21 protein-coding genes and 6 pseudogenes are annotated in these 25,518 nt (G+C 59.5%); 20 read left to right on the forward strand and 7 right to left on the reverse strand.

Annotated elements, in window-relative coordinates; all coding sequences use genetic code 11:
* Window positions 1–62: 62 nt before the first annotated feature.
* Window positions 63–631 (reverse strand): annotated as a pseudogene (locus tag LDZ23_RS31320) (tyrosine-type recombinase/integrase); the annotation flags it as partial.
* 346 nt (window positions 632–977) lie between these two features.
* Here LDZ23_RS31320 and LDZ23_RS31325 point away from each other — a divergent pair.
* The 4 genes and pseudogenes from LDZ23_RS31325 to LDZ23_RS31340 all read left to right on the forward strand — a co-directional run bounded on the left by LDZ23_RS31325 (window position 978) and on the right by LDZ23_RS31340 (window position 2,283).
* On the forward strand, window positions 978–1,262 hold the full coding sequence (locus LDZ23_RS31325; RefSeq protein WP_244808321.1) for a CopG family ribbon-helix-helix protein: 285 nt from the start codon (window positions 978–980) through the stop codon (window positions 1,260–1,262).
* Complete coding sequence (locus LDZ23_RS31330) at window positions 1,250–1,558, forward strand: type II toxin-antitoxin system RelE/ParE family toxin (protein WP_244808322.1); 309 nt, start codon at window positions 1,250–1,252, stop codon at window positions 1,556–1,558. The genes LDZ23_RS31325 and LDZ23_RS31330 overlap by 13 nt, the downstream gene beginning before the upstream one ends.
* Before the next feature lie 27 nt (window positions 1,559–1,585).
* Window positions 1,586–1,864 (forward strand): annotated as a pseudogene (locus LDZ23_RS31335) (sigma factor-like helix-turn-helix DNA-binding protein); the annotation flags it as partial.
* A 38-nt stretch (window positions 1,865–1,902) separates the two neighbouring features.
* Entirely contained in the window at window positions 1,903–2,283 is a 381-nt protein-coding gene (locus tag LDZ23_RS31340) for a hypothetical protein (RefSeq protein ID WP_244808323.1), read from the forward strand.
* Window positions 2,284–2,588: 305 nt separating this feature from the next.
* Here the strand turns inward: LDZ23_RS31340 and LDZ23_RS31345 are convergent, their stop codons facing one another.
* Window positions 2,589–5,018 (reverse strand): two-partner secretion domain-containing protein, encoded by a 2,430-nt coding sequence (locus LDZ23_RS31345; RefSeq protein WP_244808324.1) that lies wholly within the window; start codon window positions 5,016–5,018, stop codon window positions 2,589–2,591.
* A 676-nt stretch (window positions 5,019–5,694) separates the two neighbouring features.
* Here LDZ23_RS31345 and LDZ23_RS31350 point away from each other — a divergent pair.
* From LDZ23_RS31350 to LDZ23_RS31365, 4 genes and pseudogenes are all read left to right on the forward strand, one after another.
* The gene (locus tag LDZ23_RS31350) at window positions 5,695–6,327 is read left to right on the forward strand and encodes a hypothetical protein (protein ID WP_244808325.1); all 633 of its coding nucleotides are present in this window, start codon (window positions 5,695–5,697) and stop codon (window positions 6,325–6,327) included.
* 429 nt (window positions 6,328–6,756) lie between these two features.
* A pseudogene (locus LDZ23_RS31355) lies at window positions 6,757–6,951 on the forward strand (transposase); the annotation flags it as partial.
* Window positions 6,952–6,995: 44 nt separating this feature from the next.
* Entirely contained in the window at window positions 6,996–7,574 is a 579-nt protein-coding gene (locus LDZ23_RS31360) for an IS5 family transposase (protein ID WP_241484852.1), read from the forward strand.
* A 535-nt stretch (window positions 7,575–8,109) separates the two neighbouring features.
* Window positions 8,110–9,690, forward strand: a complete 1,581-nt coding sequence (locus LDZ23_RS31365) for a hybrid sensor histidine kinase/response regulator (protein WP_244808326.1) — start codon at window positions 8,110–8,112, stop codon at window positions 9,688–9,690.
* A 670-nt stretch (window positions 9,691–10,360) separates the two neighbouring features.
* Here LDZ23_RS31365 and LDZ23_RS31370 read toward each other — a convergent pair.
* Window positions 10,361–10,742 (reverse strand): annotated as a pseudogene (locus LDZ23_RS31370) (hypothetical protein).
* Between the two features lie 239 nt (window positions 10,743–10,981).
* Here LDZ23_RS31370 and LDZ23_RS31375 point away from each other — a divergent pair.
* The 3 genes from LDZ23_RS31375 to LDZ23_RS31385 all read left to right on the forward strand — a co-directional run bounded on the left by LDZ23_RS31375 (window position 10,982) and on the right by LDZ23_RS31385 (window position 13,007).
* Window positions 10,982–11,422, forward strand: coding sequence for an Hsp20/alpha crystallin family protein (locus tag LDZ23_RS31375; protein ID WP_244808866.1), 441 nt, complete (start codon window positions 10,982–10,984; stop codon window positions 11,420–11,422).
* Window positions 11,423–11,431: 9 nt separating this feature from the next.
* Window positions 11,432–11,845 carry an Hsp20/alpha crystallin family protein gene (locus tag LDZ23_RS31380; protein WP_244808327.1) on the forward strand — a complete coding sequence of 138 codons (414 nt, stop codon included), beginning with the start codon at window positions 11,432–11,434 and terminating at the stop codon, window positions 11,843–11,845.
* 739 nt (window positions 11,846–12,584) lie between these two features.
* Window positions 12,585–13,007, forward strand: coding sequence for a response regulator (locus LDZ23_RS31385; protein WP_244808328.1), 423 nt, complete (start codon window positions 12,585–12,587; stop codon window positions 13,005–13,007).
* 168 nt (window positions 13,008–13,175) lie between these two features.
* Here the strand turns inward: LDZ23_RS31385 and LDZ23_RS31390 are convergent, their stop codons facing one another.
* Window positions 13,176–14,519 (reverse strand): alkaline phosphatase family protein, encoded by a 1,344-nt coding sequence (locus tag LDZ23_RS31390; RefSeq protein WP_244808329.1) that lies wholly within the window; start codon window positions 14,517–14,519, stop codon window positions 13,176–13,178.
* 187 nt (window positions 14,520–14,706) lie between these two features.
* Between LDZ23_RS31390 and LDZ23_RS31395 the strand changes: the two genes are divergently transcribed.
* From LDZ23_RS31395 to LDZ23_RS31420, 6 genes and pseudogenes are all read left to right on the forward strand, one after another.
* Window positions 14,707–15,024 (forward strand): hypothetical protein, encoded by a 318-nt coding sequence (locus tag LDZ23_RS31395; protein WP_244808330.1) that lies wholly within the window; start codon window positions 14,707–14,709, stop codon window positions 15,022–15,024.
* Window positions 15,025–15,467: 443 nt separating this feature from the next.
* Window positions 15,468–16,538, forward strand: coding sequence for an H-NS family nucleoid-associated regulatory protein (locus LDZ23_RS31400; protein WP_244808331.1), 1,071 nt, complete (start codon window positions 15,468–15,470; stop codon window positions 16,536–16,538).
* A gap of 448 nt (window positions 16,539–16,986) precedes the next feature.
* Window positions 16,987–17,301 (forward strand): hypothetical protein, encoded by a 315-nt coding sequence (locus LDZ23_RS31405; protein ID WP_244808332.1) that lies wholly within the window; start codon window positions 16,987–16,989, stop codon window positions 17,299–17,301.
* A pseudogene (locus LDZ23_RS31410) lies at window positions 17,291–17,443 on the forward strand (hypothetical protein); the annotation flags it as partial. The gene LDZ23_RS31405 and the pseudogene LDZ23_RS31410, both read left to right, overlap by 11 nt.
* Before the next feature lie 458 nt (window positions 17,444–17,901).
* Entirely contained in the window at window positions 17,902–18,759 is an 858-nt protein-coding gene (locus LDZ23_RS31415) for an oxidoreductase (RefSeq protein ID WP_244808333.1), read from the forward strand.
* A 97-nt stretch (window positions 18,760–18,856) separates the two neighbouring features.
* Entirely contained in the window at window positions 18,857–19,879 is a 1,023-nt protein-coding gene (locus LDZ23_RS31420; protein ID WP_244808334.1) for an LLM class flavin-dependent oxidoreductase, read from the forward strand.
* Between the two features lie 12 nt (window positions 19,880–19,891).
* Here LDZ23_RS31420 and LDZ23_RS31425 read toward each other — a convergent pair whose 3' ends face one another.
* Entirely contained in the window at window positions 19,892–20,803 is a 912-nt protein-coding gene (locus tag LDZ23_RS31425; protein ID WP_244808335.1) for a LysR family transcriptional regulator, read from the reverse strand.
* Window positions 20,804–20,924: 121 nt separating this feature from the next.
* Here LDZ23_RS31425 and LDZ23_RS31430 point away from each other — a divergent pair, with 121 nt between their 5' ends.
* The 3 genes from LDZ23_RS31430 (at window position 20,925) to LDZ23_RS31440 (ending at window position 23,865) form a co-directional block, all read left to right on the forward strand.
* On the forward strand, window positions 20,925–21,656 hold the full coding sequence (locus tag LDZ23_RS31430) for an SDR family oxidoreductase (protein ID WP_244808336.1): 732 nt from the start codon (window positions 20,925–20,927) through the stop codon (window positions 21,654–21,656).
* A 108-nt stretch (window positions 21,657–21,764) separates the two neighbouring features.
* On the forward strand, window positions 21,765–22,958 hold the full coding sequence (locus LDZ23_RS31435; RefSeq protein WP_244808337.1) for an MFS transporter: 1,194 nt from the start codon (window positions 21,765–21,767) through the stop codon (window positions 22,956–22,958).
* A 46-nt stretch (window positions 22,959–23,004) separates the two neighbouring features.
* Entirely contained in the window at window positions 23,005–23,865 is an 861-nt protein-coding gene (locus LDZ23_RS31440; protein WP_244808338.1) for a haloacid dehalogenase type II, read from the forward strand.
* 241 nt (window positions 23,866–24,106) lie between these two features.
* Here the strand turns inward: LDZ23_RS31440 and LDZ23_RS31445 are convergent, their stop codons facing one another.
* Together LDZ23_RS31445 and LDZ23_RS31450 are read right to left on the reverse strand one after the other, a co-directional pair.
* Window positions 24,107–24,367, reverse strand: coding sequence for a DUF1488 family protein (locus tag LDZ23_RS31445; RefSeq protein ID WP_342346281.1), 261 nt, complete (start codon window positions 24,365–24,367; stop codon window positions 24,107–24,109).
* Window positions 24,313–24,633, reverse strand: a pseudogene (locus LDZ23_RS31450) (tyrosine-type recombinase/integrase); the annotation flags it as partial. The pseudogene LDZ23_RS31450 and the gene LDZ23_RS31445, both read right to left, overlap by 55 nt.
* Window positions 24,634–25,518 lie beyond the last annotated feature (885 nt).

A 25,518-nucleotide genomic window follows, 5' to 3' on the forward strand; every position in this document is an offset into this window, starting at 1 on the left:
ACGGTTGACGGCTAGAATCGGCGGTGCGCTCACCGGGACGCGATAGGCGATCTAGCGAAGTTTCACCAGTCTACGCGATGCTTTTCTTCGGTCTCCTGATGGCGCCGATCGTCGTCGACGTGCAGGTAGATGCTGGTTGTCGTCAGCGAAGCGTGGCCGAGGTTGTCGCGCACCGCGCGCAGGTCAATTTTTTGATCCGCCATGTGCGAGCCCGCGCTGTGCCTGAGCCAATGCGCGGACGCTTTCTCGAGGAGATCAGCCCGCGCGCTCGCCGTCTCATCGCGCTCACGCAAGCGCGCCGCTGCGCCCGCAAATACGTCCTTCACGATGGCGTGCAGCGCCGCACGCGTAAGCGGCGCGCACCTCTCGGTGCGCGCGTTCGACGCCGTGGCGCCAATTGGCAGCACAAGCGGCGTATCTTCGTTGGGCAACGGCAGGGCGCTCAATCCAAGCTGCTGCCGATAGCGGGACAGTTCCATCATCATCTCGCGCGTCGCGGGCACGAGCCGTTGCTTGTCGCCTTTGCCGTGCACGGTGAGCCACCAGCGCAGCGCGCCGTCCGCATCATGTCGGACGAAGAACTCGCCCGTGGGGTGGTGGCGCTGACCTCCGCAATGCGCAGTCCGCCGAGATCGTATCCGTTGCGGTCGGCGCAGCATGTTTTGAAGTCACGAAATCGCGCAGTGACGGGACGCGCACAGATTGCCGCCGCTCACGACCTCGACGCGATCCGCGCCTGGCTGTCACGCTTCGTCGTCGTATGCATTGCACCCGACGCCCCTCGAAGCGCTCGTCACGTTCGATTTGACATCGGCTCGTCATTGCTTTATCAACATTATAAGCATAATGTCAAATAGCAAACGCACAAAATCAATCAATGGGATATGTGCCTCGACGGGCCGTGCGAACCGGTGGCATTTGCAATGTTGCGCCCGCTCGCGTAGGATGTAGCACATGTGTAGCACAACGAGGATGCCATGTCGACCACCACACTTCGCCTGCCGTCAGAGCTTCGCGAGCGGGTCTCCCGGCTGGCCGACAAGTCCGGCACCACGGCACACAGTTTCATGCTCGACGCCATCGCAGAGCGCGTGGCGAACGAAGAATTGCGACAGGCGTTTCTCGACGAGGGGAATGCTCGAGTAGCAAAGATGCTAGAGACGAATGCGGGGCTCGAATGGAACGAGATGCGTGACTATCTGCGCGAGCGGGCAGCAGGCGGCTCGCCGGGAGTACCCAAGGTCAAGCGATGGCGCGAATAGTCCTCGCGCCGGAAATTCACGAGGACTTCGATCGCATCTTTGAGTTTCTCTTCGAACATACGCCAGAGCGTGCAGTCGAGCGCATCGATGACATCGTGTCCGCGCTCGACATCCTCCAGTCAAGCCCGATGATCGGCCGGCCGGTCGACAACTGTCCAGGCATGCGCGAGTTGGTCATTTCAAACGGTGCCCATGGCTATCTGGCGCTGTATCGGTGGTCGCCAGAGTTCGACGCGGTTTTTGTTGTGGCGATTCGAAGTCAGCGAGAACTGCGCTACCGACGAGAATCTCCGTAAGCTTGCGCAGAATCATCCACGGTCGCGGCGCTGCTGGAACGCGAGCTCGATGCATTGCCCGAGTTGTTTCGCGCCGTATTCGCGATGCGCTCGATCAAGGAAATGAGCGTTGAGGAGACCGGGCAGTGCCTCCACCTTCCCGAAGCGACCGTGCGCAGCCGGCATTTTCGCGCACGCAGCACGTTGCGCGAATCGCTTGCTCAGGCGCTTGATCTTGCCCAGCGCGATGTGTTCGAATGCGGCGGGGCGCAGTGCGATTGCGTCGTGGCGAGCGTATTACCGAAGAAATCCGTTGACGCGTCATAGCATTGCCGACGCGTTCTCCGGAGCACAAGGAGGGCGCCATGAACCGGAACAGCGCGGTTGCGCGGAGAATGGGCATCGGCCGGGCTTGCGCGATATTAGGAATTACTGGCCTGAGTTGTTTTTCGAACGTGGATGCCCGGACGATCACTGTTCTGTCCGGCACCTATGGCGCGAACTGCGGCGCACCGGCCGGCAATGCGACGGGCGATCTTGTGCGTCAATGCGATGGCCGCGATACCTGCCAGTACGTGGCGGACCGGCAAAGCATCGGCTACACGGCGCGCTCATGCAGCACAGATCTACAGGCAGAGTGGCGCTGCACCGCCACCGAAATTCATACCGCGATGCTCAGCCCCGAGGCCGGCACGGACGGTACGCTCGTGCTGAGCTGCATCGAGGAGAACGGACCGGGACATTGAGTAGCATCGGGCTGCGCGCAGACGCACGTTGAGTCGGCAACCGGTGCGTTTGGACCGTGAATAACCGTGTAGATAACACGCAGGATCAAGCGCGATGTTTCCGAAAGCTGTGACAAGGCGAGCGACCTGCCAGGCGCCTCGGGCCGCCTCCCAGCATGCTTACATTCGTCCGCAAATTCCCCGAACGAGCAACGTCGGCTTCGGCAGCGTGCATCACATTGCACAATGATGTATCGAGTACCAGGGCCGTACCACGCCGTCGAAATTTGGTCGGCTTCCGCGTGTGGATATACCGCCGCGCCGGACTAATTAGGCGCCGTCTGCCACTGCAATATCGGATGTGTTGCCCCCGCAGGCATCGTCCAGAGGCCACCCTTACCGAAATTCCACCCGACGAAGCTCGCGGGGGTGCTCATCTGCGCGGTGGTCAGTCCATTCGTCGTGGGCGGGGCCGGGCTGTCCCCGCCGTTTCCCACGGCGTTCAGACGATTCGTCGTTTCCTTGTTCCAGTAAACAGTATTACGGATTGTGCCCGAGTTCGAGCCAGCAATGGCGCCGTACGTATTAGGGAAGGGTTGCTGTGCCGTCTTGCCCACAGTGAATGACTCCTCGATCACACCCGTCTCGGTATTCCAAACCGCGAATGAGCCGTCTTGGACCATGGTGTAGACCGGACCCGTCGCATAGGATTGTCGGACGAGCCCGGCGTTGTAGTAGACGAAACCGGCGCCAGCGGCATGAGACCCGGTGGCGACTGTGCCCGTGGTGAAGGACTGCGCAATTAATCCGTTATTCTCACCGACAAGTCCGCCATAATCCCCGTATCCTCCGAGCGATGCGCCGCTCCATGAGCGCTCGATCGTGCCTTTGTTCCATCCGACGAGACCGCCGCCCACAATTCCCGCGTAGGTCGGTCCCGGGCCCGAGGCTACTTCGCCGGTCGACCATGCGTAGGCGATGTAGCCATCGTTGCGACCCGCGAGCGCGCCGTAGACACCACCATTTGCACCTTCGACGTGGGCGTTCGCGATTCCTAGATTGCGCACCACACCGCTCGTCCCGATAACGCCGAAGAGTCCTACGTAAGCCGAGCTAGAACCGTACGGCACGGAGATGTTCAGGTTGCTGAGGAGATGGCCGAAGCCGTCGAACTGTCCGGCGAACGGCGCTGTAACGCTGGGGGCGATTGGGCTGAACGATTCGCCCTCTGTAGCCTTCAGGTCAATGTCCTTGCCGAGCGCATAGTTGCCCTTCAGGTCCTGCGAAATCTTCATGAGATCCGCCGCGCTGTTCACGAGCTTAAATGCGGAGACCTGCGCGACCTCGCCGCTATACGGCGCTGCGGTCCAGTCCGAATTGGATACGATTTTGCCGGCTGTATAACTGCCGTTCATGTCGTAAAGCGCGCTGACGATACCCTTGCTCTTCGACCAGTCGATCGTTCCCCGGTTGCTCACGCCGCCGGCGTTGTCGACGCCATATGCATCGGCGCGCAGCCTGAGGTTCCCCACCCCAGTGTTGCTGACCGTTGATTTCGAAGTGATCGTCACGTTATGCGCCGCGCCGAGCGTGAGTGACGCATCGCCCGTCCAGTTGACATTGCCCTTGAGTGTCAAGTCGCCCGCCGCGCCGTTCGTGCCGTTGGCTTCGGCATCGACTGATGTGCCTTTGCTCAGGCTGCGCGAGAGGGTGTTGGCGGTCGAGTGATCGACAGTCAGATTCGGCGCACTGAGCTTCCAGTCGCCGGCCTGCACTGTCGCACCGCCCACATCGAGCTTGTTCGCGAGAGTCTCGACAGTGCCGCCGCTGCCGCTGCTGTCCGCCGCCTCGATTGCGCCGTTTGCATGCACAGCGCCCTTGTCTGCGACGAGCCATACATGGCCGTCGCGCGTGGCCGTGCCGGTGGCGCGGATCGCCGCGCTGTTGCCTGCCAGCGCGTAGACATTGCCGTCGGCGGCCTGCAGACTGACTTGCGCAGCGCGAATGGCGCCCGCGTTCATCGCGTCGCCCTTACTCCCAGTCTGCACGAACACTTGCCGGCTGCCGGCCGAATCCTGCAACAGGACCTGATTGCCGGCCGCGAGTTCGGCCGTGCCCTTCGCCGCATCGATCTCGCCCGCATTGATCACGGCGGTGCGCGAGACGAGAATCACATCCGCACCCGACGAACCGATCTTGCCTAGATTCACCACCACGCCGTTGCCTCCCCCAGAGAAGGTGAGCGAACCTCCAGCCATGAATGCATTGTTATCGGCGTTGAGCGAGGATGCGACGAATCGACCGCCCGTTGCTACGACGCCACCTGGGCCAATGACCACGCCTTGCGGGTTGATCAGATAAACGCTCCCGGTCGCGCTGAGACGGCCGAGAATGACGGACGCGTCGCTGCCCGTAATGCGATTGAGCGTCGCCCCGGAGCCGTTGTCAAATATGACAGTACGGCCGCTGCCGATGGAGAAGTAGCACCAGTCAACGATGCCGCGCGCGGAGGTCTGAGTGATCGTCACCGATTGGCCGCCGTCGGCGATGGAGCCGCTACCGGCGACGAAGTGCCCGCCTTTCGGCAGCATTGGCGGCGCTGCGCGAGCTAGCGAAATGCACAAAAAGAGTGGCAGACCAATGAACGCGAGCGGTCGCATCCGCAACGTTGGAAAAGCTCGCGTCGCTTGCGGGTGCCAGATAGCTATGGAGTGGTGGGCAATGGCAAGCTGATGCCCGTCGAGACCGCGCAGCATGATGGCCTCCTGCAGTGGGCCTTACGTCGAGACATGAAACTGAAGTGGTGAGTTGAAGTCGCCCGGGGGCTACTTCTGAAATACTGCACTCGCAGACCCCGTCGACGTTGATCAATATCAACGAAACAGCAAGCAAGACGGGAGCGCAACTCCGGTGCGTCAGTCCACGCGTCGCCGTGATGTACCTCCAACTCCCTCGGCTCTGATTTCGCGACGGACGCTGAGTTCATCCTGCATGGATCGAAGTAATGGTCGACTGACAACGATAACTCGGCAAGAGACGTTCGACCTCTAGAAATCTTCTTAAGCAGGGCAAAGGTGATTTCCTCCGGAGGTGCAACGCGATCCACTCGAGAGTTCCTCGTCTCGTGCGAGGTGGTGAGTCCGGTCGTGTCCTTTTGGTCTACCGACTCTGCGTTGTCCTATCTTGTGTTCTAAGGCAAGCGAGCATCTCCAAACTTCTTGCTCTATGTCAAAGCCAACTGTGCCTCTGGAAGCGCACCTTAGCAATAAGGTCGCCGGCCGGTGTGATGCAAAGACTAACGGCGAACAATCACCTGTTATGCGCATGGGCGGGCGTGAAAGTCGCCGCTGACGGCCACGCATCCGAGGCGCATGACGAATCCGCAGTAGTGCGCAACCATTGTTAGAGCTTCCGTAAGGTGTCGAGTTAAAAATGAACCTTTACAATTCGTTTTGCTACGTAGTCGGCTCTTTTGTGTTGGTTTCTTCGATCGCGGCTTGCGGCGGCGATTCATCGAGCAGCACCCCGGCCACTTCTCACGATGCTTCGGAGTCCGTGCCGTCACCGGTCATTTTTCCGAGCAGCAGTGACGTGTTTTATGGCATCAACGGGCATTGGGTCCGCGGCGGCCCCTATGCCCTCGCAAGCCCCGCTCTGCAAAAAGATCAGCTGGGGAGTTTGCGCGCGAAAATGTACCGCAACGAGGTCTACGACGAGGGTAGCGCCATCATGCTGGCGGAGTTCGCTCAGACCATGGCCTCAATTGGCAAAATCACCGTTTACCCCGTGATCATTCAAACCCTGAATTTTGCGGACGAAGAGAGCGCCTATAACGCCTCATACAAGCTTGCGCAGGAGATCGTCGGCGTGCAGCGCTATGCGTATTATGAAGTGACCAACGAGCTTGCGCCGCAATGTCTGCTCGGCTGGGTCGATGGCGTGTGGAACACTCAGTACAACAATGAAAAATTCAAAATCGCACGCGGAGTGATTCGCGGGCTCATCGCGGGGATCAAATCTCTCGATGCGACAGGCAAGATCATCATCGGTATCTCGCGGTCATGAGAGAGGACCCAAAGCGCTCCGCGCGGACCGTCTCTGCCGGGGACTGGTACGACGAGCTCCTCGGTGATGTCTGGTTCAATCACTGAAAGGCACGGGAATACCAGCTTCGGGAAAGATATGAGCCGAGGCGCGCCTAAGCGAAACGCCAGACCGCCAGGGCTCTCGTCCGTCGGGATGACGTGGCCGACGAGCCGAGCGCACTGACCCGACGCCGCAATCCAACGGAAAGTCTCGGGTTGACTTGGCTGCTGTTCGTGAAGGCTGAATCCCGCACTGCCCGCACGACATAGGGCAAGAGCCGTGTCGACCAACGTCTGCAGCATCGCGCTCTGCGACGTAGTAAGAGACGGAATCAAAAAGACTCCGGTGGGGCTGTTAACCTTCTCGGCAAGCTGTTAACCTTGGCCATCTGAACAACGGGAACCAAGGATGGGTGCGCCGATTGTTGATGACGAACTATGGGCACGGATCGAGCCATTGCTGCCGACGCCGAAACCACGGCGCAAGAAGTATCCAGGCCGGTTACCAGTCGCGAACAGGGCTGCGCTGAACGGCATCCTGTTCGTGCTCAAGACCGGTATCCGCTGGCGCGACGTGTCGACAAAATTGGGTTTTGGCTCGGGCTCAACCTGCTGGAGACGGTTGCGCGACTGGCAGAAGGCGGGTGTTTGGAAGCGATTGCACGAGCTACTGCTGGCGAAGTTGCGCGAGGCAGGCGAACTGGACTTCTCGCGAGCAGCCGTCGACTCTTCTTCTGTGCGAGCCGTTGGGGCGGGCGAAAAACTGGTCCGAACCCCACGGATCGCGCGCGACCAGGTTCCAAGCACCACATCCTGGTAGACGCTAACGGCGTTCCTGTCAGCGCGATCGTGACAGGCGCGAATCGCAATGACGTCACTCAATTGCTGCCACTCGTTGACGCCATTCCACCGATGCGCGGCGTACGTGGCCGACCTCTTCAGAAGCCCAAAGTCATCTACGCAGACCGTGGCTATGACTCCGAGACGCATCGCCAGAAGCTTCGCAAGCGCGGCATCAAGCCGGTGATTGCCAAGCGCCGGACAGAGCACGGCAGTGGTCTGGGCAAATTCCGCTGGGTTGTCGAACGTACTCATGCGTGGCTTCACAACTTCCGTCGTCTTCGTATTCGCTTCGAACGTCGCGCCGACATTCACGAAGCATTTCTCAAACTCGGTTGCTCCCTTGTCTGCTGGAACATCCTCAGACGGACAGAGCAGCCTTTTTGAATCCGTCTCTAAGTGCTTTTGCCAGAGCGTGCAGCGCTGCATTTTCCGCAGCATAGTCGGGCAAGCGATGGGGGCGTGAGTCAAGCCGGGAAGTGACGATTGAACCCGTGCGTTGGAGTCGCTCGACGATAGACATTTCAGACGCTCCTACATGTCAGCTCTGATTTCAGGCTGAAGGCAGTGAGCGTTCATTCATTGTAGGCGGTCTACCTTTGTTCTGTGCCGCGCACTGTGTCGTGAAGTCGCCCATTATGGACATCGGCAAACGTGTATAAGATTGATAGTCTCTCACCGGCTGTGTGATATCCGGCAAGGGTGTCGGTGTTTCATCGATGGAGGTGATGGGAGAACACCCGAGCTCAGAAACGCCTCTCTTTATTGAGGTAAGGCACTTTGATTGCTTCAGTTCTTTATTCGTGGCCGCTCTTCCCGTTCGCGTTCCTGCCGCGCGTCCGCTGGATGGTGCTGTCGCCTACGAACTAACACCGTTCGCTTGCAGCGAACTCAAATTCAAACCTAAAAAAAGGCCAAGGTGATGACCGACATCGACAGCTCGTCGAACTGGCATCCGGGGGGTGAGGGGAACGGGACGCGGACCGACGATGCGACGTTCAGGTTGCTCGTTAATTCAGTCCGTGAGTACGCCATTTTTCGGCTGAGCGAGACTGGAATCGTTACGACGTGGAATCCGGGCGCTCAGCGCGTCAAGGGCTACGCTGCGGACGAAATCATCGGGCGACACTTTTCCGTTTTCTACACGCCGGACCAACGTGCGAAAGGTCGGCCGGAGGAAGTGCTGCGTCGGGCACTTAGTAGCGGGCAGTATTCGGAAGAGGGGTGGCGTGTACGCAAGGATGGCTCCCTGTTTTGGGCGAGCATCGTCATCTCCGTAATTCGAGACGGGGATGGCAAACTGCTAGGCTTCGCTAAAGTCGTCCGCGATATGACGGAACGACGCAGGCTTGAGGAATTGGAAGCTTCTAGTCGCCGGATGAACGAATTCCTCGCCATGTTGGGACATGAGCTGAGGAATCCGCTGGCGCCAATACGCAACGCGGTCGGCCTTCTCCAACAAGAGTCGCTGCCGACCCCAGACGTGCTTCGCCGCGCCCGGGACATCGTTGACCGGCAGCTATCGCATTTGACTCGACTTGTCGACGACCTTCTTGATGCGGGGCGCATTACCACGGGGAAAGTTCGAGTGACGCCGGCACCCGTCGCCATCCAAGACGTCATCGACCGCGCGGTCGAAGCTGTTCGGCCCAAAGTGGAAACCAAAGACCAAACGCTCGACGTCCGTATGCCAGAAGACGAGCCAGTTATCGTCAACGGCGACGTGACACGGCTCGTTCAGGTCATTTACAACGTCTTAGACAACGCTTCGAAATATACCCAGGCGGGCGGGCTCATTCAGCTCGAGGCGCTGCACGTCGACTGGATGATTTCGATTTCCATTGAGGATAATGGTCGCGGGATTGCGCCCGAGTCACTCGACCTAGTATTCGACCTGTTTGCGCAAGACAAGGACCCTGATTCGTCCACGGAAGAAGGTGGCCTCGGTATCGGGCTGACTCTAGCGCGGTCACTTGTCGAACTTCATGGAGGTCGCATCGAGGTAGTGAGCCCAGGTCCCGGCCGCGGTACCAAATTCATCGTTTGGTTACCGGCGTACAAAGAGAGCCCGAGGTTCGCAAGTCCAGAAGAACGGCTAACACGGTCGCAAAAAGGGACGATAAAGGTTTTGGTGGTAGATGACAACCATGACTCGGCGGACAGCATGGCGATGCTTCTGGAGGCCCTCGGTCACAACGTCTCGAAGGCTTATAGCGGCGCACAGGCAATAGACATAGCGGCTTTGTTTCGTCCGGACCTGGTGCTGCTAGACCTTTCTATGCCATCGTTGACTGGGTACGAGGCTATCGAGCGCTTACGTGACGCTGCGCGCAATGTCGCGCTCGTCGTTGCAGCAGTAACCGGGTTTGGTCAGGCACGGGACCGACAGAGAACCAGGGCAGCAGGCTTTGATGCGCACTTAACAAAACCGGTTGGTTTAGCCGAGCTAGAATCGGTTCTCACTCTCGCGGAAGAGAGGATGCGAGACGACGGTGGTGCGTAAGCACCAGAGTGATTGGAAAGTCGGCCTCCAGATTATAGACGCCCATTAACGGATGCATTCTTACGAAGCGCCGCCGACAGCTTGCGTTGACGTCAGTTGATTGCACTGTCGATGTGCTCGGCGATGCGCCCTACGTGTGCAGGGAGGTCTTCCGCGAAACAGCATTGAAGTATTGGTACGGGCGGTAGTCCAACGAGTGCGAGCCGCGGCAGTTTGAGCGCGGCTCGCGGCGATGCCGAAGACACTTGCCCCGGAAAGAGCCGGGATGTTTGCCCAACAATGGACTCGATTTTGTAGCTCCGAGATAGAACGCAGTTACCCGACTGACTTGTCGGTACTGTCATGCGCTTGACGCCCAATTTCTTGTTCACCTTCGATAGACTTACCTCCCAAGAAGTTTTCCAACGCTTCCTCGCATCTGCGAGCCTCAAATTCGCTTGGTCGACTACCTGCCGAAACCTCAGCGAATGATTCTTCTTAAATCCAGTCATCTCACTCGCCACAAGGGTGGATGCGACGGGTCACTCCGGTACGACGTCAAATAATGAAGTCCCGCAGCCAACTGTCGCGTTCACTGGCCTTGACGAAGCAGAATTTAGTAACGACGAACGCATGGGTCAATAAAGATTCTGAAATGATTGGTGCGCCGGCCCATAAGTGAACCTGTATGTCACTGTATGGGCGTCGCCGCGCCAAACTTTTTCGCCAGCATTCGCTCGTAGACACCGAAGGCAGGTCAACCTCCTCCTGAGCTACGGTCTGCACAGAATGTTCACCTGCACGGATGGCAGTCCTATCGCTGTTGCGACAGCCGCTTCGAGTTGCGGCGCGCAGATGCGGTCCTCCGGCAAGGTTGAACCGACTGTGATGTCGTAGCTTTTTGCTTCTCGTAGAACGATGTCCACAACGCGCGTCCGTGCGCTCATGTTGTTATCAACGGCTAGTCGCGTCACTTCTGCCAGTTGGTGCATGACTTCTGTTGGAAAACCCATGACCGAGCGGAGCCGAATGCGATGCGTGCCGGGCGTGCGCCAATCTGTATCAAATTCCACGGTGTCCTCCTACTCACTACGGCGGCGGGGAGGACATGGGCAAATTACATGTTCTCAGAGTCGAAAAATTTTTCGGTGTGCCTCTTGAAAACGTATATGCCGCTACTATTGTTGGCGTTGCAAGGCAGTTGCTCGCAATCGCGCGCGCTGCGTGTTTCAACTTGATTGTCTGCGGCATTGGGGCAGCTGGGCTGATTCGCGTAAGCAGCTCCCCCGCCCGCCGCGAGAGGAGAGCGAAAATGAGTGATGCGTTCACCACACCCGACCTTTTCGGCGAACTGGACCGTCTGCAGCGCCAGATGTCCAGCCTGTTTGGCGGGTTCCCTACCAGTCTTCGTTCGACGCGTGTCGGAACGTTCCCGCAAATCAACGTCGGGTCGACTGAAGACTCAGTCGAAATCGTTGCATTCGCGCCAGGCCTGGATGTGAGCAAGATAGATGTGTCCGTCGATAAGGGATTGCTCACTATCGCCGGTGAACGAACTACGGGCTACAAAAATTCGCCCGAGGGTGCCCGACAGTATGCGCAAGAGCGCTTCAATGGGTCGTTCCGCCGGGTTATCGAACTCCCGCAGCAGGCGGACCCGGACAAGGTCCAAGCGAAGTATATCGATGGCTGTCTTCTGATTTCGGTTGGCAAGCGCGAGACCTCGAAGCCGCGCTCGATTACTGTACAGTGAGGTGACACCATGAGCGATAACGCCGATACGCAAATCACAGAACGCGACCAAGGTGCCGTGACGCGCCAAGAAGCAACGGAGGCGCGTCGCCGACAAACCTTGACGCCAAGCGTCGACATCGTTGAGGACCTTCATAAAGTCACGCTTTGGGCCGACCTGCCCGGTGTTTCGAGGGATAAGCTCGATGTGAAAGTACATGACGGCAGCCTGACCATCGAAGCGGAATCGGTGGTTCCGGTGCCGGCAAACCTGCAACTCGCACATAGCGAAGTTCGGGCACCGTACTTCGCCCGCACCTTTACCGTCAGCGAGGACTTTGATACATCGAAGGTCGCAGCGTCACTGAGGGACGGCGTCTTGACGCTCACTATCCCGCGTCGGGAAGAAGCGAAGCCACGAAGGATTCAAGTGTCGGCAGGTTAGTGGGAGGGCGCGCGGCGGTGGAGCGAGTGCCTTGCGCCGTCGGCGCCGGTAGGAAAAACGCTTGTCGGACGGGCGTCACATCTTTCGCGTTGGAGGTTTGCGAGTGGGCGGTCCGGTTACAATGAGACTGCCCATTCGGGCAAATCGAAACTTACCGTTCCTTCGAAAAAAGCCGCTATGAAAAACGTGTTCAAGACGACGCTTGCTGTCCTTCTGATTACCGCCGTCGCAGTTCCGGTCGCGGCAAGTGCGAAGACGCACCACCAAAAGAAGCATCATCACCATCACACCGTGAAGCCACACGCTTGAACTGGTAGTAATCAAAAGACCGAATCGCGCATGTCGAAGGCCCTTGCGGGTCAGCATCACGGCAGGGGTTTGTCAGCGGTTCGGTCACAGTCTAGCTGGGACATTAGAGCGACATCGCGCCCGACGATTCTAGGAATGCATCGCGAAGTGAGTTCATTCTCGCCCGTTTCAACCCTGCCGATAGGGCTGCAATCAAAAGTCTTGCACCAATGCGGGATTGCCGGTTACCTAAGAGCCAAAGGGAAATCGCTTTACGCCCCTTTGTCCCGAGATAGTGCACTGAATTTAGTTGAGAATCTGAACCGTGCTCGGGACCCTGACCCTTGAGCGAGCCCTATATGATATTCATTAGTGTGCGCTTGGCGCCATTCGAGCGGGCCGACCGCCTTGCATAATGCGGGTGGTGAACAGGCGGCAATAGGAGCGCGCGATGGTGACCGAACTAGGGAATTGGACGCAACGTCGGGTTGAGCTAACAGAGCGAGTACTCATTGTCGACGATTACCGAGGGGCGGCCGTCGCCACGGCCGAATGCCTATCGTTAGAAGGGCTTCAAACAAGAGTCGCCGGAGGTTGCAGCGAAGCCTTGGAAATTATTCGACATTGGCCGCCTGACGTGGTGTTGCTCGACTTGATGATGCCACAGCGGGATGGCTTTGCGACTGCGCGTGCCATTCGCAGCAATCCGAATTCGGCCGCGACGTTCATCTGCGCATACACATCAAAAGACGGAGCGTTCGTCGCGCGAAACCGCGAAGGGGTACTCTTTGACGCATATTTCAGAAAGGGCGCGTCGCCCGACTGCCTCCTAAGTTTCATACGCGGTTTGTGCGTCTATCATAAACTTCAATGAGTGAAGGTCGCAATAATGAGACGGCAACCTGTAGTCGCTTCCAACAGTGTCCGCCGGTTGTTCTCAATTGACGACGTCCAGATGACGGTCGGAAGGTAGACGGCGTTCCCCACGAACGCTCGGCCTTCTCATCGGAGATGGCTTGACTGCCGGCATCAATTGGGAGCGTCAGTGGTGCGCATACAGTGGCAAGAAAGGGTCCTTCGAGCGCGGAGCGCCCTCGCTCGATGGTCTAGAGGCGCCGGCTGTCGTGATAGGCGGTGGGCACACCGGAACTTCGGTGCGAGGCGTCGAAAGACTCAGCATCTTTGTGAAGTCATCGGCCTCGCGCACCCGCGCCGTCAGGTCAAGCAGTCCATTCAGCCCGAGCAGCTTGTCTGTCGTCTTGAGAATCGATGTGTGGTCGTACACCGAGTGGTCGATAGTACCGGTCGGAACGAAGGGAGATACGACAATAGCGGGAACCCGGACTCCCAACCTGTCAAACGAGAAATTATGGGTCTTCAAGCGGGCGTTTTCGGCGGAGCCAGGCGTCACTGCAATCGGAGGCGTCACATGGTCGAAGAAGCCCCCATGTTCATCGAAGACAACCAGCAGCACGCTCGTTGACCATACACTAGATGTGCTGACAGCGTCGTAGACTTGCTTAACCAATGCTTCACCTCGACGAACGTCACCGGCCGGATGCATTGAGTTGCCGTTTCGAAAGTCGTTCGTTGCGTCGTAGGTGGGCTCGATGAATATGAATTTCTCCGTCAATGAGTTTGTAGCAAGGCGGGCGAGCAGGGTATCCATGCTGACGAACCGCGTGAGCAGATTTTGCATCCCGTAGATGCCGCGTGTCTGAGCAACGTCGCCTTGCACGATAAGCCAGTCTGATTCTCCTATTTTCGAAAAGACCGTTCCGTTCGGAAAAGTGAAAATTGGGGCGTTGAAAAACACTGCCTCCAGCACTTGAGCCGCACTCGGCGAATGGTCAAGCCCGGAAGAAGTTCCTGCAACTGCGAAGAAGCGATTAGGCCAAGTGGGTCCTGGCACCGACGAGAACCAGTTGTCGCATACACCGAATTGGCTTGCCAGGAAGTTTAGGACGGGAAGTTGGTCAGGCGTAAAAGCATTGAAGGCATCGGCTACTACATCCGAGTGGTCTTCGTATGTTCCAGCAAAACCCGTCGTTGACGTGTCTGTAGCGAACGGTGGATATCCTGCAGCACCAATAACGAGCGAGTCGTGGCGCACCGTGTCGGCGCTGGCGACCTGCAGGCCACACAGCTCGACACAAACATCGGTGAATTCATGGCCCGGGTCGAAGCCAAGCGCATAGGGCGCACCTCTTCCTAGCTTGTAGGAAGTTCCCGTCCGTCCGAAGTTGACGATAGAAGCAGGAGGCAGCCCGTTCGCGGTCGTCGGTTCGCCGGTAGGCGTGGTGCCCGCCAGGTTCGACCATCCAAATACGCTGTCGTAAGAACGGTTCTCGAGCATGAGAACGAACACGTGCTCTATGGCGGCCATGGTCACCCCGGCTTCTTTCGCGCAAGCCAGTCCCTACTGCAACGTATTTTGTTGAACGGCGGCATCACAGCGGGGCACTATTATCACTAGGCTACCTGAAGATTTAAACAGACGCCACGGTGAGGCCAAATCCTGGAACTCTCACATCAACCGAAGTACCAAGTGTCAAATAGCCGTGGAGGGCGCCATGCTCGAACTTTCCGGTAACGCAGAGCTGCTTGTTGTTGATGTCGAAACGCAGGAGGAGGAGCGGCTCGTCCTGACTGAGAAGGACTTCCATTTAGAGAAGCGCTCCTTGCTTGAAGACGACATCCTGCGCGAGGACGAAGAAGGCGAATTCGTTGCCGAGGCAAGTGCCCTGGGTTACGACTTCCGAGTAATCGCGACGCCACCGAACAACCTCCAAATCGAGGACGACGCCGAAGAAATCCGCGTCGAAGTCGTTGAGAACAATTTCGAGTTCATCGAGCCTTTTGCCGACGAGGAAGAGAGCGGCGAAGAGTGACACGTTGCATTCCGACGTCAAGCGTCTGCAGGACCTGACAAGGGCTAGGATGCGTTTTGTCGTTCGTAGGAGACGTTAAGGGCATTCGGTAGCCTCGCTGCGGCTCGCGAAGCTTGCCTTCGCCGATTTCCTACGGCTTTCTGAGCTAGCAGGTTCATCCAAACGCATCGGTGCAAACTAAGCTTGCAACGACTCCTCCTTTCCGTGAGATTAGTCGGTCGAGGGCCGCGTCTTCTTTGAGTAGACTTTCTCTCTTTTCAGTGGATGCTCTCTTATCAAAAGTTTTTTGGGCCGATTCGCTGCGCAATGTGCCACGTCCTTAATGGAATCGGGCCGACATTTCTGGCGCTTTCGAAATGACTTCTGCGGCCAACTCACATTCGTTCAAAAATCGACCGCTTGCAAACCCGCATTTGTAGTCGCCCGTGTGGCATAGTGCGTGCATGCAACCACGAATCGGGGAAGTCATGGCTACGCTACAGTCCATCCACGCGAAAATTGCGAAGCTCCAAGCGCAAACGGAGGCTATCGTCAAGAAGCAATCGACGAAGGTCATTTCCGATATTCAAGCTCTGATGGCGGAACACGGGATTACCGTTGAGGACCTAGGCTCTGATGCCGGCAAGCGCGGGCGCACCGTCAGCACGGACGGTGTACGCGCGAAGGGGAATACGTCGACTTCCAAATACATAGACCCAAAGTCGGGGGCGACATGGAGCGGACATGGCCGCGCGCCAGGCTGGATTGCGAGCGCAAAGAATCGCGACAAATTTTTAATTGATGGCAACACGACGAGCAATCTGACCACCCAGAACAAAGCCTCTACGAATGGCGCGAAGCCCGGCAATTACAAACGCGGTCCGCAGCCGGCTCTGTACCGCGACCCCACGTCGGGGGCGACATGGAGCGGTCGTGGCAAGGCACCGGGATGGCTTGCTGGTGCCAAGGACAGAAGGAAGTTCTTGATTGACGGCAATGCGCCAACAGCGCCTACTTCCGACAAAAGTTTAGTTAAGCCTGCAGGCAATTACGTTCGCGGACCTCAACCCGCGAAATATCGTGACCCCAAAAGCGGCGCAGAGTGGAGCGGTCGTGGTAAGGCGCCGAGCTGGCTTGCTGGTGCGAAAGACAGAACCAAGTTTCTGATTGACGGCGCGGCGTCCACGGCGGCTGATGGGGCGAAGAAACGCGCACCGAAGGCAGTCGCGGCGAAGAAAGCAACCGCGAAGAAAACGACCGCGACTTCAACGGCAAAGAAGGGCGCTGCCAAGAAGGCGTCGGCGACGTCTGCGAAGACATCTGCAGGCAAGAGCGCTACTGCAAAGAAGTCGACGTCCGCAGCGAAGAAGGGACCGCAGGCTGGGAGCAAGAAACCTCCGGCGAAGAAGGTTGTCGCCAAGAAGGCTAGTCGTGCATCGGCAGAGAAAGTTGCAGACTCGATGCCTTCGGTGCCTTCGGTGCCTTCGGTGCCTTCGACGAGCATGAGCGAGGTCGACGCGGTTGCTTCTACTTGAAGGCACCTAAGCTCTGCACCATAGACGCCGACCGAAGAAAATCGGATGAAGCCTGTGAGCTTGCCTGTCCGTAGTCTTCGACCACATTGCCCTCTTGCCGACAACTGAATCAGGGCGCGATGCATACAACGTCGTCCGTGGAATGCTCGACCGAGTGCGCACGTAGGTGAAGGTGTCCGCCGCTTACCTGAACACAAGAGTAGGACCGCCGAGCTATGAAGACGTGACGAAAATGGCCCGTGCGTACATGGATGCAGCCCCGAGCGCGTGGTGTGGGGAAGCGTTGGCCGCAACCTACCGAGAAGGTGGGACGCCGCCTTGCGCGCGCTGGCGCAACGTCCTCGCGCGTGGCTCGCCGCGCCCGCGTGGCAACTCGCGGGGCAGGGCGCGGGCGCCATCGAGAACTTCTTCGCGCTCTGGGTGATGGGCGTGCCCGTGACGTTCTCCGATGCCGTCGCCGTCGAAGCCGTCGCGCAAATTGCGCGGCATGTGGGCCTTTTTCGTGCCGCTCGGCGTCGGCGTGCAGGATGCCGCCATCGTGCTGACGAGCCAGCTCGCCGGCATCGGCACGGAGGCGGCGCTGTCGCTCGCGCTCGTCAAGCGCATGCGCGAAGTGCTGTCGGGCGGCCTGGCGCTTGCATCGTGGCTCGTCGCCGAGCGCGTGCGCCGCGCGGGAGGACCGCGCGAACTTGTCGACGTAACGCCGAGTCGCTCCAAGCATACTGCAACACTTGAAACCGAAACGTATCCTAATGAAAGGTGAATCCAAAGTTCCGGACATCACGCTGTTCTTCTGGATCGTCGAGATTGCCGCGACGACGCTCTGCGAAACGGGCGGCGAACGGGTGTCCATGTCGCTGAATTCGGGGTATCTGATCGGCTCGGCGATCTTCGCGCTGTTGTTCCGTACACCGTAATGAATCTGTCACTTTTGCGCCAACAAATTTGTCAACTCGCCGTAGAACGCAGGCCCGTGCCCGCTGAGCCTTGCAAGGCAACGGCTTCCCGGAGCGAATCAAATTGTGTCACCGGCGAAGGCAAGTTCGGCAGGGCTGGGCGGCAAGCTGCAGAGCAACGTCTGAGTCCGGCCATGAAGCGACGATCCCGGCGGTGTGCTGCACGGCCGTTGTAACCTCCATACCGGACACCGCATTTCGGGTGAACGTGTCACACCCACTTTTGTCGACATTCGCGCAGCCTGCGTCTCGGAAAGACGCATCACGCGTGTCCCTTCGTTCGCGCGATTTTTCCACACGCGGAAAAGTCATTCCATCCATACCCGTCTAATCAAACCTCCGCGTGACGCCGACACTTCTCTCCATGCATTTCGTTTTATATCCATCACGAATCACGGAGAAGAGTCATGAACAACGTCACGAACCAGCAGTTCAAACGCGTGTGGTTCATCACCGGCGCGTCGCGCGGTCTGGGCTCGCTCATCGCGCAAGCCGCTCTCGACGACGGTAATGCTGTCGTCGCCACCGGCCGCAACGCCGCCGCGATCGCCGAGCGGCTTGGAGAGTCGCCCGCGCTGCTCACCTTTGCGCTCGACGTGACAAACGAGGCACAGGCGAAGGCGGCGGTCGAAGCCGCGGTCGATAAGTTCGGCCGCATCGACGTACTGGTCAATAACGCGGGCTTCGGGCTGCTCGCGGCCGTCGAGGAATCGAGCGATGCTGAAGTTCGCCGCATCTACGAGACGAACGTGTTCGGGTTGCTCAACGTGACACGCGCCGTGTTGCCGGTGATGCGCAAGCAGCGTTCGGGGCATGTGATCAACACGTCGTCCCTCGTCGGTTATCAGGCGGCGGCAGGTGTCGGCGTCTACAGTTCGACGAAATTCGCTGTGGAAGGCATCACCGAAGCGCTGCATGCCGAACTCAAGCCGCTTGGCATTCACGCAACCATGATCGAGCCCGGGTTCTTCCGCACGGACTTTCTGGATGCGTCGTCGCTAGCCGTCGGCAGTACGATCATTGGCGACTATGAAGAGACGTCGGGCAAACTGCGGCAACTCGCAGGCGAGATTAATCATAATCAGCCAGGCGATCCCGCAAAACTGGCAACCGCGATGGTCAGGCTCGTCGATGCAGAGACGCCGCCTATGCGTTTGCCGCTCGGCACGGACACGCTTAAGGCAGTAGCGGAAAAGAATGCATATGTGACGGCGGAAACGGAAACTTGGAAGGCGCTTTCCGCATCCACCGACTTCCCGGCCTGAGCCGCAAGGAACGAACGGGCAGACCGCGCGCATGCAAGCGTCGTCTGCCCGATTCACACGATGCGGTCATTGCCTTTCGGGCTTGCGCAACACTGACATGAAGAAAATCGGTTTACTATCGTTTGGCCACTGGTCTGCTTCGTCACACTCGCTTACGCGTTCGGCGTCCGACGTCCTGCTCCAATCCATCGACCTCGCGGTCACCGCCGAGCAACTCGGCGCGGATGGCGCATATTTTCGCGTGCACCATTTCGCGCGCCAGCTCGCGTCACCGTTTCCGTTGCTGGCGGCTGTGGGGGCGAGAACCAGTCGAATCGAAATCGGTACAGCCGTCATCGACATGAGGTATGAGAACCCGCTGTACATGGCCGAAGATGCGGGCGCAGCCGACCTGATCGCCGGTGGACGCCTGCAACTCGGCATCAGCCGCGGCTCGGGCGAACAGGTGGTCGACGGCTGGCGCTATTTCGGCTATGCGCCGGAAGAGGGTGAGACGCACGTCGATCTGGCACGTCGGCACACGGAAGTGTTTTACGAGGTGCTGCGTGGCGAAGGTTTCGCTGAGCCAAATCCCCGCCCGATGTTTGCCAACCCGCCGGGCCTGCTACGCGTCGAGCCTCATTCCGAAGGGTTGCGCGATCGCATCTGGTGGGGCTCGGGATCGGACGCCACCGCGGTATGGGCAGCCGGGATGGGCATGAACCTGCAATGCTCGACACTGAAGAACGACGAGTCGGGCCGTCCGCTCCATGTCCAGCAGGCGGAGCAGATTCGTGCTTACCGGCAGGCGTGGAAGGAAGCCGGCCACGCGCGCGAACCGCGCGTGTCGGTGAGTCGCAGCATCTTCGCGGTGGTGAACGATCGCGACCGCAGGTACTTTGGACGTGACGCGAACAGCGACGACACGATCGGACTGCTGGACGGCAACATCAGGACGATCTTCGGCCGTAGTTATGTGGCAGAGCCGGACGCGCTCGTCAGGCAACTCGCAGCCGACGAGGCGATTGCGGAAGCCGACACGCTACTGTTGACCGTGCCGAACCAGCTCGGCGTGGAGTACTGCGCACACGTGATCGAATCGATCCTCACCCACGTCGCTCCGGCGCTCGGCTGGCGTTAGTACCAAAGCCCTTCACCGCAACGGCAGCCAAAGCGGCCCGTCCCATGCTTTGAGTGCATCAAGGAACGCCTTGAGTTTCGACGGCATGAAGCGCCGCGTCGGATAGACGGCATGCACGGATAGCTCCGGCGACGCCCAGTCAGGCAGCACCCGCACCAGTTCTCCGCTGGCGATATGCGGGTCGCAATAGCTCGACGGAAGCAGCGCAATGCCGTGCCCGCGGAGGGCGAATGCATGGACGATGTGAAAGTCGCGCGCGGCGACGGGGCCGCTCACGTGCACCTTCGCCGCTTTTCGCCCGCTGACCAGCTGCCATTCCGTTTCGTTGTTGCGGGCGTTGATCAGCACGCAGGGATGCTGGCTCAGCTCGTCGGGCCTCGAGGGGAGGACATGGCTACGCCCATAGTCGGCCGACGCGACGAGGTGCCGCACGCTTCGTCCCACGCGCTGTGCGACGAGGCTTGAGTCCTGCAATTCACCAAAACGGATAGCAACGTCGACGTTTTCGGCAATCAGGTCGATGAACGCGTTCGTGAAGTACAGGTCCACCTGGATCTGCGGATAGTTATTCAAAAATGCCGACAGGAAGGCGTAAAACGGTTCCTGTTCGAGCATCACAGGACCGGAGATGCGTAGCACGCCCCCCGGTTTCTTCTGCGTCTGGGTGATCACGCGCTCGGCGTCATACAGATGACCTAGCGGCTCGCTGCATTGATCGAAGTAGGCGCGACCCTGTGACGTCAGGCTGAGCCTGCGCGTCGTGCGTTGCAACAACGTGACGCCAAGCCGTTCTTCGAGCGCGGTCACCTTGCGGCTAACGGTTGAGACAGGCATGCCGAGTGCCCGCGCGGCCCGGCTAAAGCTCTCGAACTGCGCTACGCGCACGAAAACGGCGATGTCGTTGAGGTCGGCGAGTGCGGTCATGGATGGCGTCGTGGGGATTTTTGCAGCTATGGAAAAGACATTCCATATATTCCAGTCTAATCAAAAATGCTGATCGAGACGAGACTTCTCTGCAAGCAGTTCAACTTCTTGGAGAGAAATCATGGCAAACAAAGTCGTCGTCATTACGGGTGCTTCCAGCGGAATCGGTGAAGCCACCGCCAAACTTCTTGCCTCGAAAGGCGCCACTGTCGCGCTGGCCGCTCGGCGCATCGACAGGCTGCAACGCGTTGCCGCGGAAATCCTGGCGAAAGGCGGGCGAGTCTCGATCCATCAGGTGGACGTGACGGATCAGGAGCAGGTCAACCGCCTGATCAGCGACGTCGTATCGCAACATGGCCGCCTCGACGTCATGGTGAATAACGCTGGCCTGATGGCGATCGCGCCCCTGTCGCTGCGCAAGACCGACGAGTGGGACCGGATGATCGACATCAACATCAAGGGCCTCCTGTACGGAGTTGCTGCGGCGCTGCCGGTATTCGAAAAACAGCAGTCGGGCCATTTCGTCAATATCGCGTCGGTCGTGGGCCTGAAGGTCTTCAGCCCCGGAGGCACGGTTTATTCGGGAACGAAGTTCGCGGTGCGCGCGATTTCTGAGGGTCTGCGTCACGAAGTGGGCGGCAACATCCGCACGACCGTCATATCGCCGGGTGCGATCGACACAGAACTGAAGTTCGGGTCGGGCCACGACGACAGCCGCAATTTTGTCGTCGACTTCTACAAGATGGCGATCCCCGCCGACGCGATTGCGCAAGCCATCGCCTACGCAATCGAGCAGCCCAGCTCGGTCGACGTCAACGAAATCGTGATTCGCCCCACCGTTCAGGACTTTTGAAGCGTGGCGCCGCGGTAGCTGAGCGTCGGGCGGGACAGAGCGCTTCTGGCCCGTCCGCGTTCCAGTCACCGCGAAGCCAGCCCGAATGACTTCATTGAGGAGTTCACCATGCCCGCAGCCGTGTTTTCCCTCGCTTTCGCAGCGTTCGCAATCGGAACGACGGAATTCGTTATCGTCGGCTTGTTGCCCGATATTGGAAGGGCGTTCGGCATCTCCGTGTCGACGGCCGGTTTGCTCGTGAGTTTCTACGCGCTGGCCATTACGGTCGGAACGCCTGTGGTATCGGCCATGACCGCGCGCTTGCCGCGCCGCGCATTGCTGCTCGCGCTGATGGCGTTCTTTACGCTGTGCAATCTGGCGGCCGGACTTTCGACAGACTTCCCAGCGCTGCTCGCGATCCGGATCGTGATGGCGGTCGCGCACGGCGTGTTCTTCGGCCTCGGTACAACCGTTGCCATGGCGCTGGTGCCGCCGGATAAGTCAGGCAGAGCCGTGGCGATCATGGTCAGCGGCCTGACGATCGCGATGGTGACTGGCGTCCCTGGCGGAACGTGGCTCGGCGATCTGATGAGCTGGCGGCTGCCGTTCCTGGCAGTGGCTGCCACGGGTGCGCTGGCGACCATCGGTCTTTGGCGACTCTTGCCCGCGCTTGCGCCTCAGCGCAGCGCCGGGACCATTCTCTCGCAGCTCGCTTTGCTGAAAAGCCGCGCATTGATGCCGCTCTATGCGATCGCTGCACTAGGCATGGGAGCGACGTTCGCGGTGTTCACGTACCTGTCGCCGCTGTTGACTCATACCACCGGGTTCGGAAGCGAAGGCGTAACCCTCGGGCTGATGGTGTTCGGACTCGGTTCGGTGGTGGGGACGATCGGCGGAGGGCGTCTGTCTGATCGATATGGCCCGAAGCTCAGCATAAACATCGCGTTGGCCGGCACCGCCGCGTCGGTCGCCACGCTCTCGCTCACCGCACACCACTCGGTGCTGGTGTTGCTCAACCTGTTTGTCTGGGGCGCTTTCGCCTTCGCCGTTCCTCCCATCATGCAGGCCACTGTCGTTCTCGTGGCTCGACGTGTGGCGCCCGAGGCGGTCGGTACGGCGGCGGGGCTCAACGTCGCTGCGTTTAACCTCGGCATTTCTGGCGGGTCATTCGTAGGCGGACTGACGCTCGCAGGCGTCGACGTCCTCACGACGGTGTACGCCGGCGTGGCTCTGGCGGTGGTGGGGCTCGTGGTTGTTGCGAGGTATCGATGGTCGGAGCGTCCGGCGCCCGCGCCTGCCCGAGACGTACTAGGGCGGTGCTGAGCGTCAGGCCAAATCGACGACACCGGATTATGCAACGAGAAATATCATGAATCTCTCGAAACCTCATGTAGTGCAGCCCGGGCGACGACGTTTCGTGCAGATCCTCGCATCGCTGCCGCTCGTTTCCGCCGCCTCACTCGCTCACGGGCTGTCACCCTCGCCGTCAGGAACTGAAATGACAACTGCACACGACACCATTCGACCCAAGGCCCTTGTCTTCGATATGCAAGGCACCGTCTTCAACTTCTACGATCCGATGTTGCATGAACTGGCCCGGCTTCCCGCTGTGGAGCCGCGGCTTCAGGACTGGTCAACTTTTCCGGGACGGTGGAGCGCTGCGGCGCACAACGTTATCGTCGAGATCGCCGCCGGGAGCAAGCCATGGCAGCCCAACCGCGCCGTGTATGCCGGCGTGTTGCCTGCGTTGCTTTCGCGCTACCGAGGCGGCAATGCGCTTTCCGACGACGACAAGACCCGCTTGCTCGACGTCTGGGCAGCGATGACACCGTGGAGCGATTCGCAGCCAGGACTGACGTCGCTGCGCAAGGCCTTCGTCGTTGCAACGCTGACCAATGCATCGATGGCGGGAATGATCAACCTCGTCAAACGCGAAGGACTGCCCTTTGACGCGATCCTCACCGGCGAATTGGTGCACGCGTTCAAGCCTGATCCGCGTGTCTACCAGCTCGCGTCCGAGTATCTCGGCTTTGTGCCGGGCGAGATCATGCTGGTGTCTGCCCACAAGTGGGATCTGATGGCGGCCAAGCGGAGCGGCCTGCTCACAGCATTCGTTCCGCGTCCCTTTGAGAACGGTCCACGGACGGAGGTCGACACCTTGCCGGAGCCATACATCGACGTTATCGCCTCCGACTTGCCACAACTCGCGTCGCTCCTGGATCGCGGCTAATCAGATCAGCCGGGCAACGATCACGAGCCTTGATATGCTGGTCAGGCGGCCTACGGACGTCCGCTGTGGGTCGCCTTGCAGACATCGACCGGCGTTGGGCAGATGACGGCAACGGGTCGAAAGTGTGAGTTGGGGTGTCGCCGGTGGCGCGGCCGTGGTTGGACCGGGGCGTTTCCTTCCGCCGGATGCAACTAATAGTCTCTGTTTCCATGCGCCTTTGCGTTGCGGTGCACCCAGCGTTTCAGTGTGGGTTTGCAAAATGAGACGCGAGACCGTCAACCACCGGAAAGTCAGCCTCTGTGAGACGGACGAGACTCGTTGGCCGGGCCCGCAGTTTCCGTCGCGCGACCGCTTCGATCCGGGCGAACCCGTCCCTGAACACGCTCACCAGCCGGCTATCGTCCGCGTTGGGCGGGAGCCAGAAAAAGACTTCCAAGCACCTGCGCGTCACGACGCACGACACGCTTTCTCCGCGCCAATCGATGACGAAGCTGAGGGCCACTCCTGATGGCGCCGATCGTCGTCGACGTGCAGGTAGATGCTGGTTGTCGTCAGCGAAGCGTGGCCGAGGTTGTCGCGCACCGTGCGCAGGTCAATCTTTTGATCAGCCATATGCGAGCCGGCGCTGTGCCTGAGCCAATGCGCGGACGCTTTTTCGAGCAGATCAGCCCGCGCGCTCTGCGTCTCATCGCGCTCACGCAAGCGCGCCGCTGCCCCCGCAAAGGCGCCCTTGACGATGGCGTGCAGCGCCGCACGCGTAAGCGGCGCGCACGTCTCGGTACGAGTTACGGTTGACGGCTAGAATCGGCGGTGCGCTCACCGGGACGCGATAGGCGATCTAGCGAGGTTTCACCAGTCTACCCGGTGCTTTTCTTCAGTCTGCTCATGAAAGTCCTCGTGCCCGAACCCCAGATCTCAACAGACAAACATCCGGTCCCTTCGCTCTGTTCGCAGGGCTTCTACACGGGTCGAACGCGGCCTATGCCGCAGGCGGGAAACCGGCGGTCGACCGTATCATGCTGCTCTGGGGCCAACGGGACGCCAGCGCGCGGCAGGCGCGCGCGACGGTGAAATCTGAAGCCATGAGTGTTCCGGTGCGAGAGGTTAAAAGGAATTCCCGGCTCAAGCCGGTTTGCAGGATCTTGTTTGCGTGTGCCTGTCAGGTCGTGGCGTGCGTCGGATCGGCGGACCGTTGCCAGGTTCGTGCCTTCATCGCGGGATGCGACGCCGGCAGGCCATGCGAAATCGCTATCCGCGCGGCGGCGGTCTCGGTGGCCCTGACGAACACGCGCCTCTAGGCACTTGCACCGTGTATCCATCTTAATCTGCAGGGTGTGAGCTAATTCACGGTGCGGTGCGGCGCGACCGCTGGCTGTCCGATCGGCATCCTCTCCGCGATTTGACATGACATCGCGGCGCTAGCGATGGTACTCGGGAAACATCCACTCGGGTCGCGCACGCGGGCGACCCCCACTTTTCTTGTCGAAGCGGCCTCTCCGAGCAGCGGTGTCCCAACGCCTCGAATGAGTCGAAACAGTGAGTTGGCGGTGCCGAAAGCGGCCATTCCCCGGCAAGGTGCCGCGGCCGAAGGCGCTTAGCATAACCCCTTCTCGACTCTAACGAGGGCGATAAAGCTGATACGTTCCCGGAACT

The sequence above is a fragment of the Caballeronia zhejiangensis genome (genome assembly GCF_022879815.1).
Classification (GTDB): Bacteria; Pseudomonadota; Gammaproteobacteria; order Burkholderiales; family Burkholderiaceae; genus Caballeronia; species Caballeronia zhejiangensis.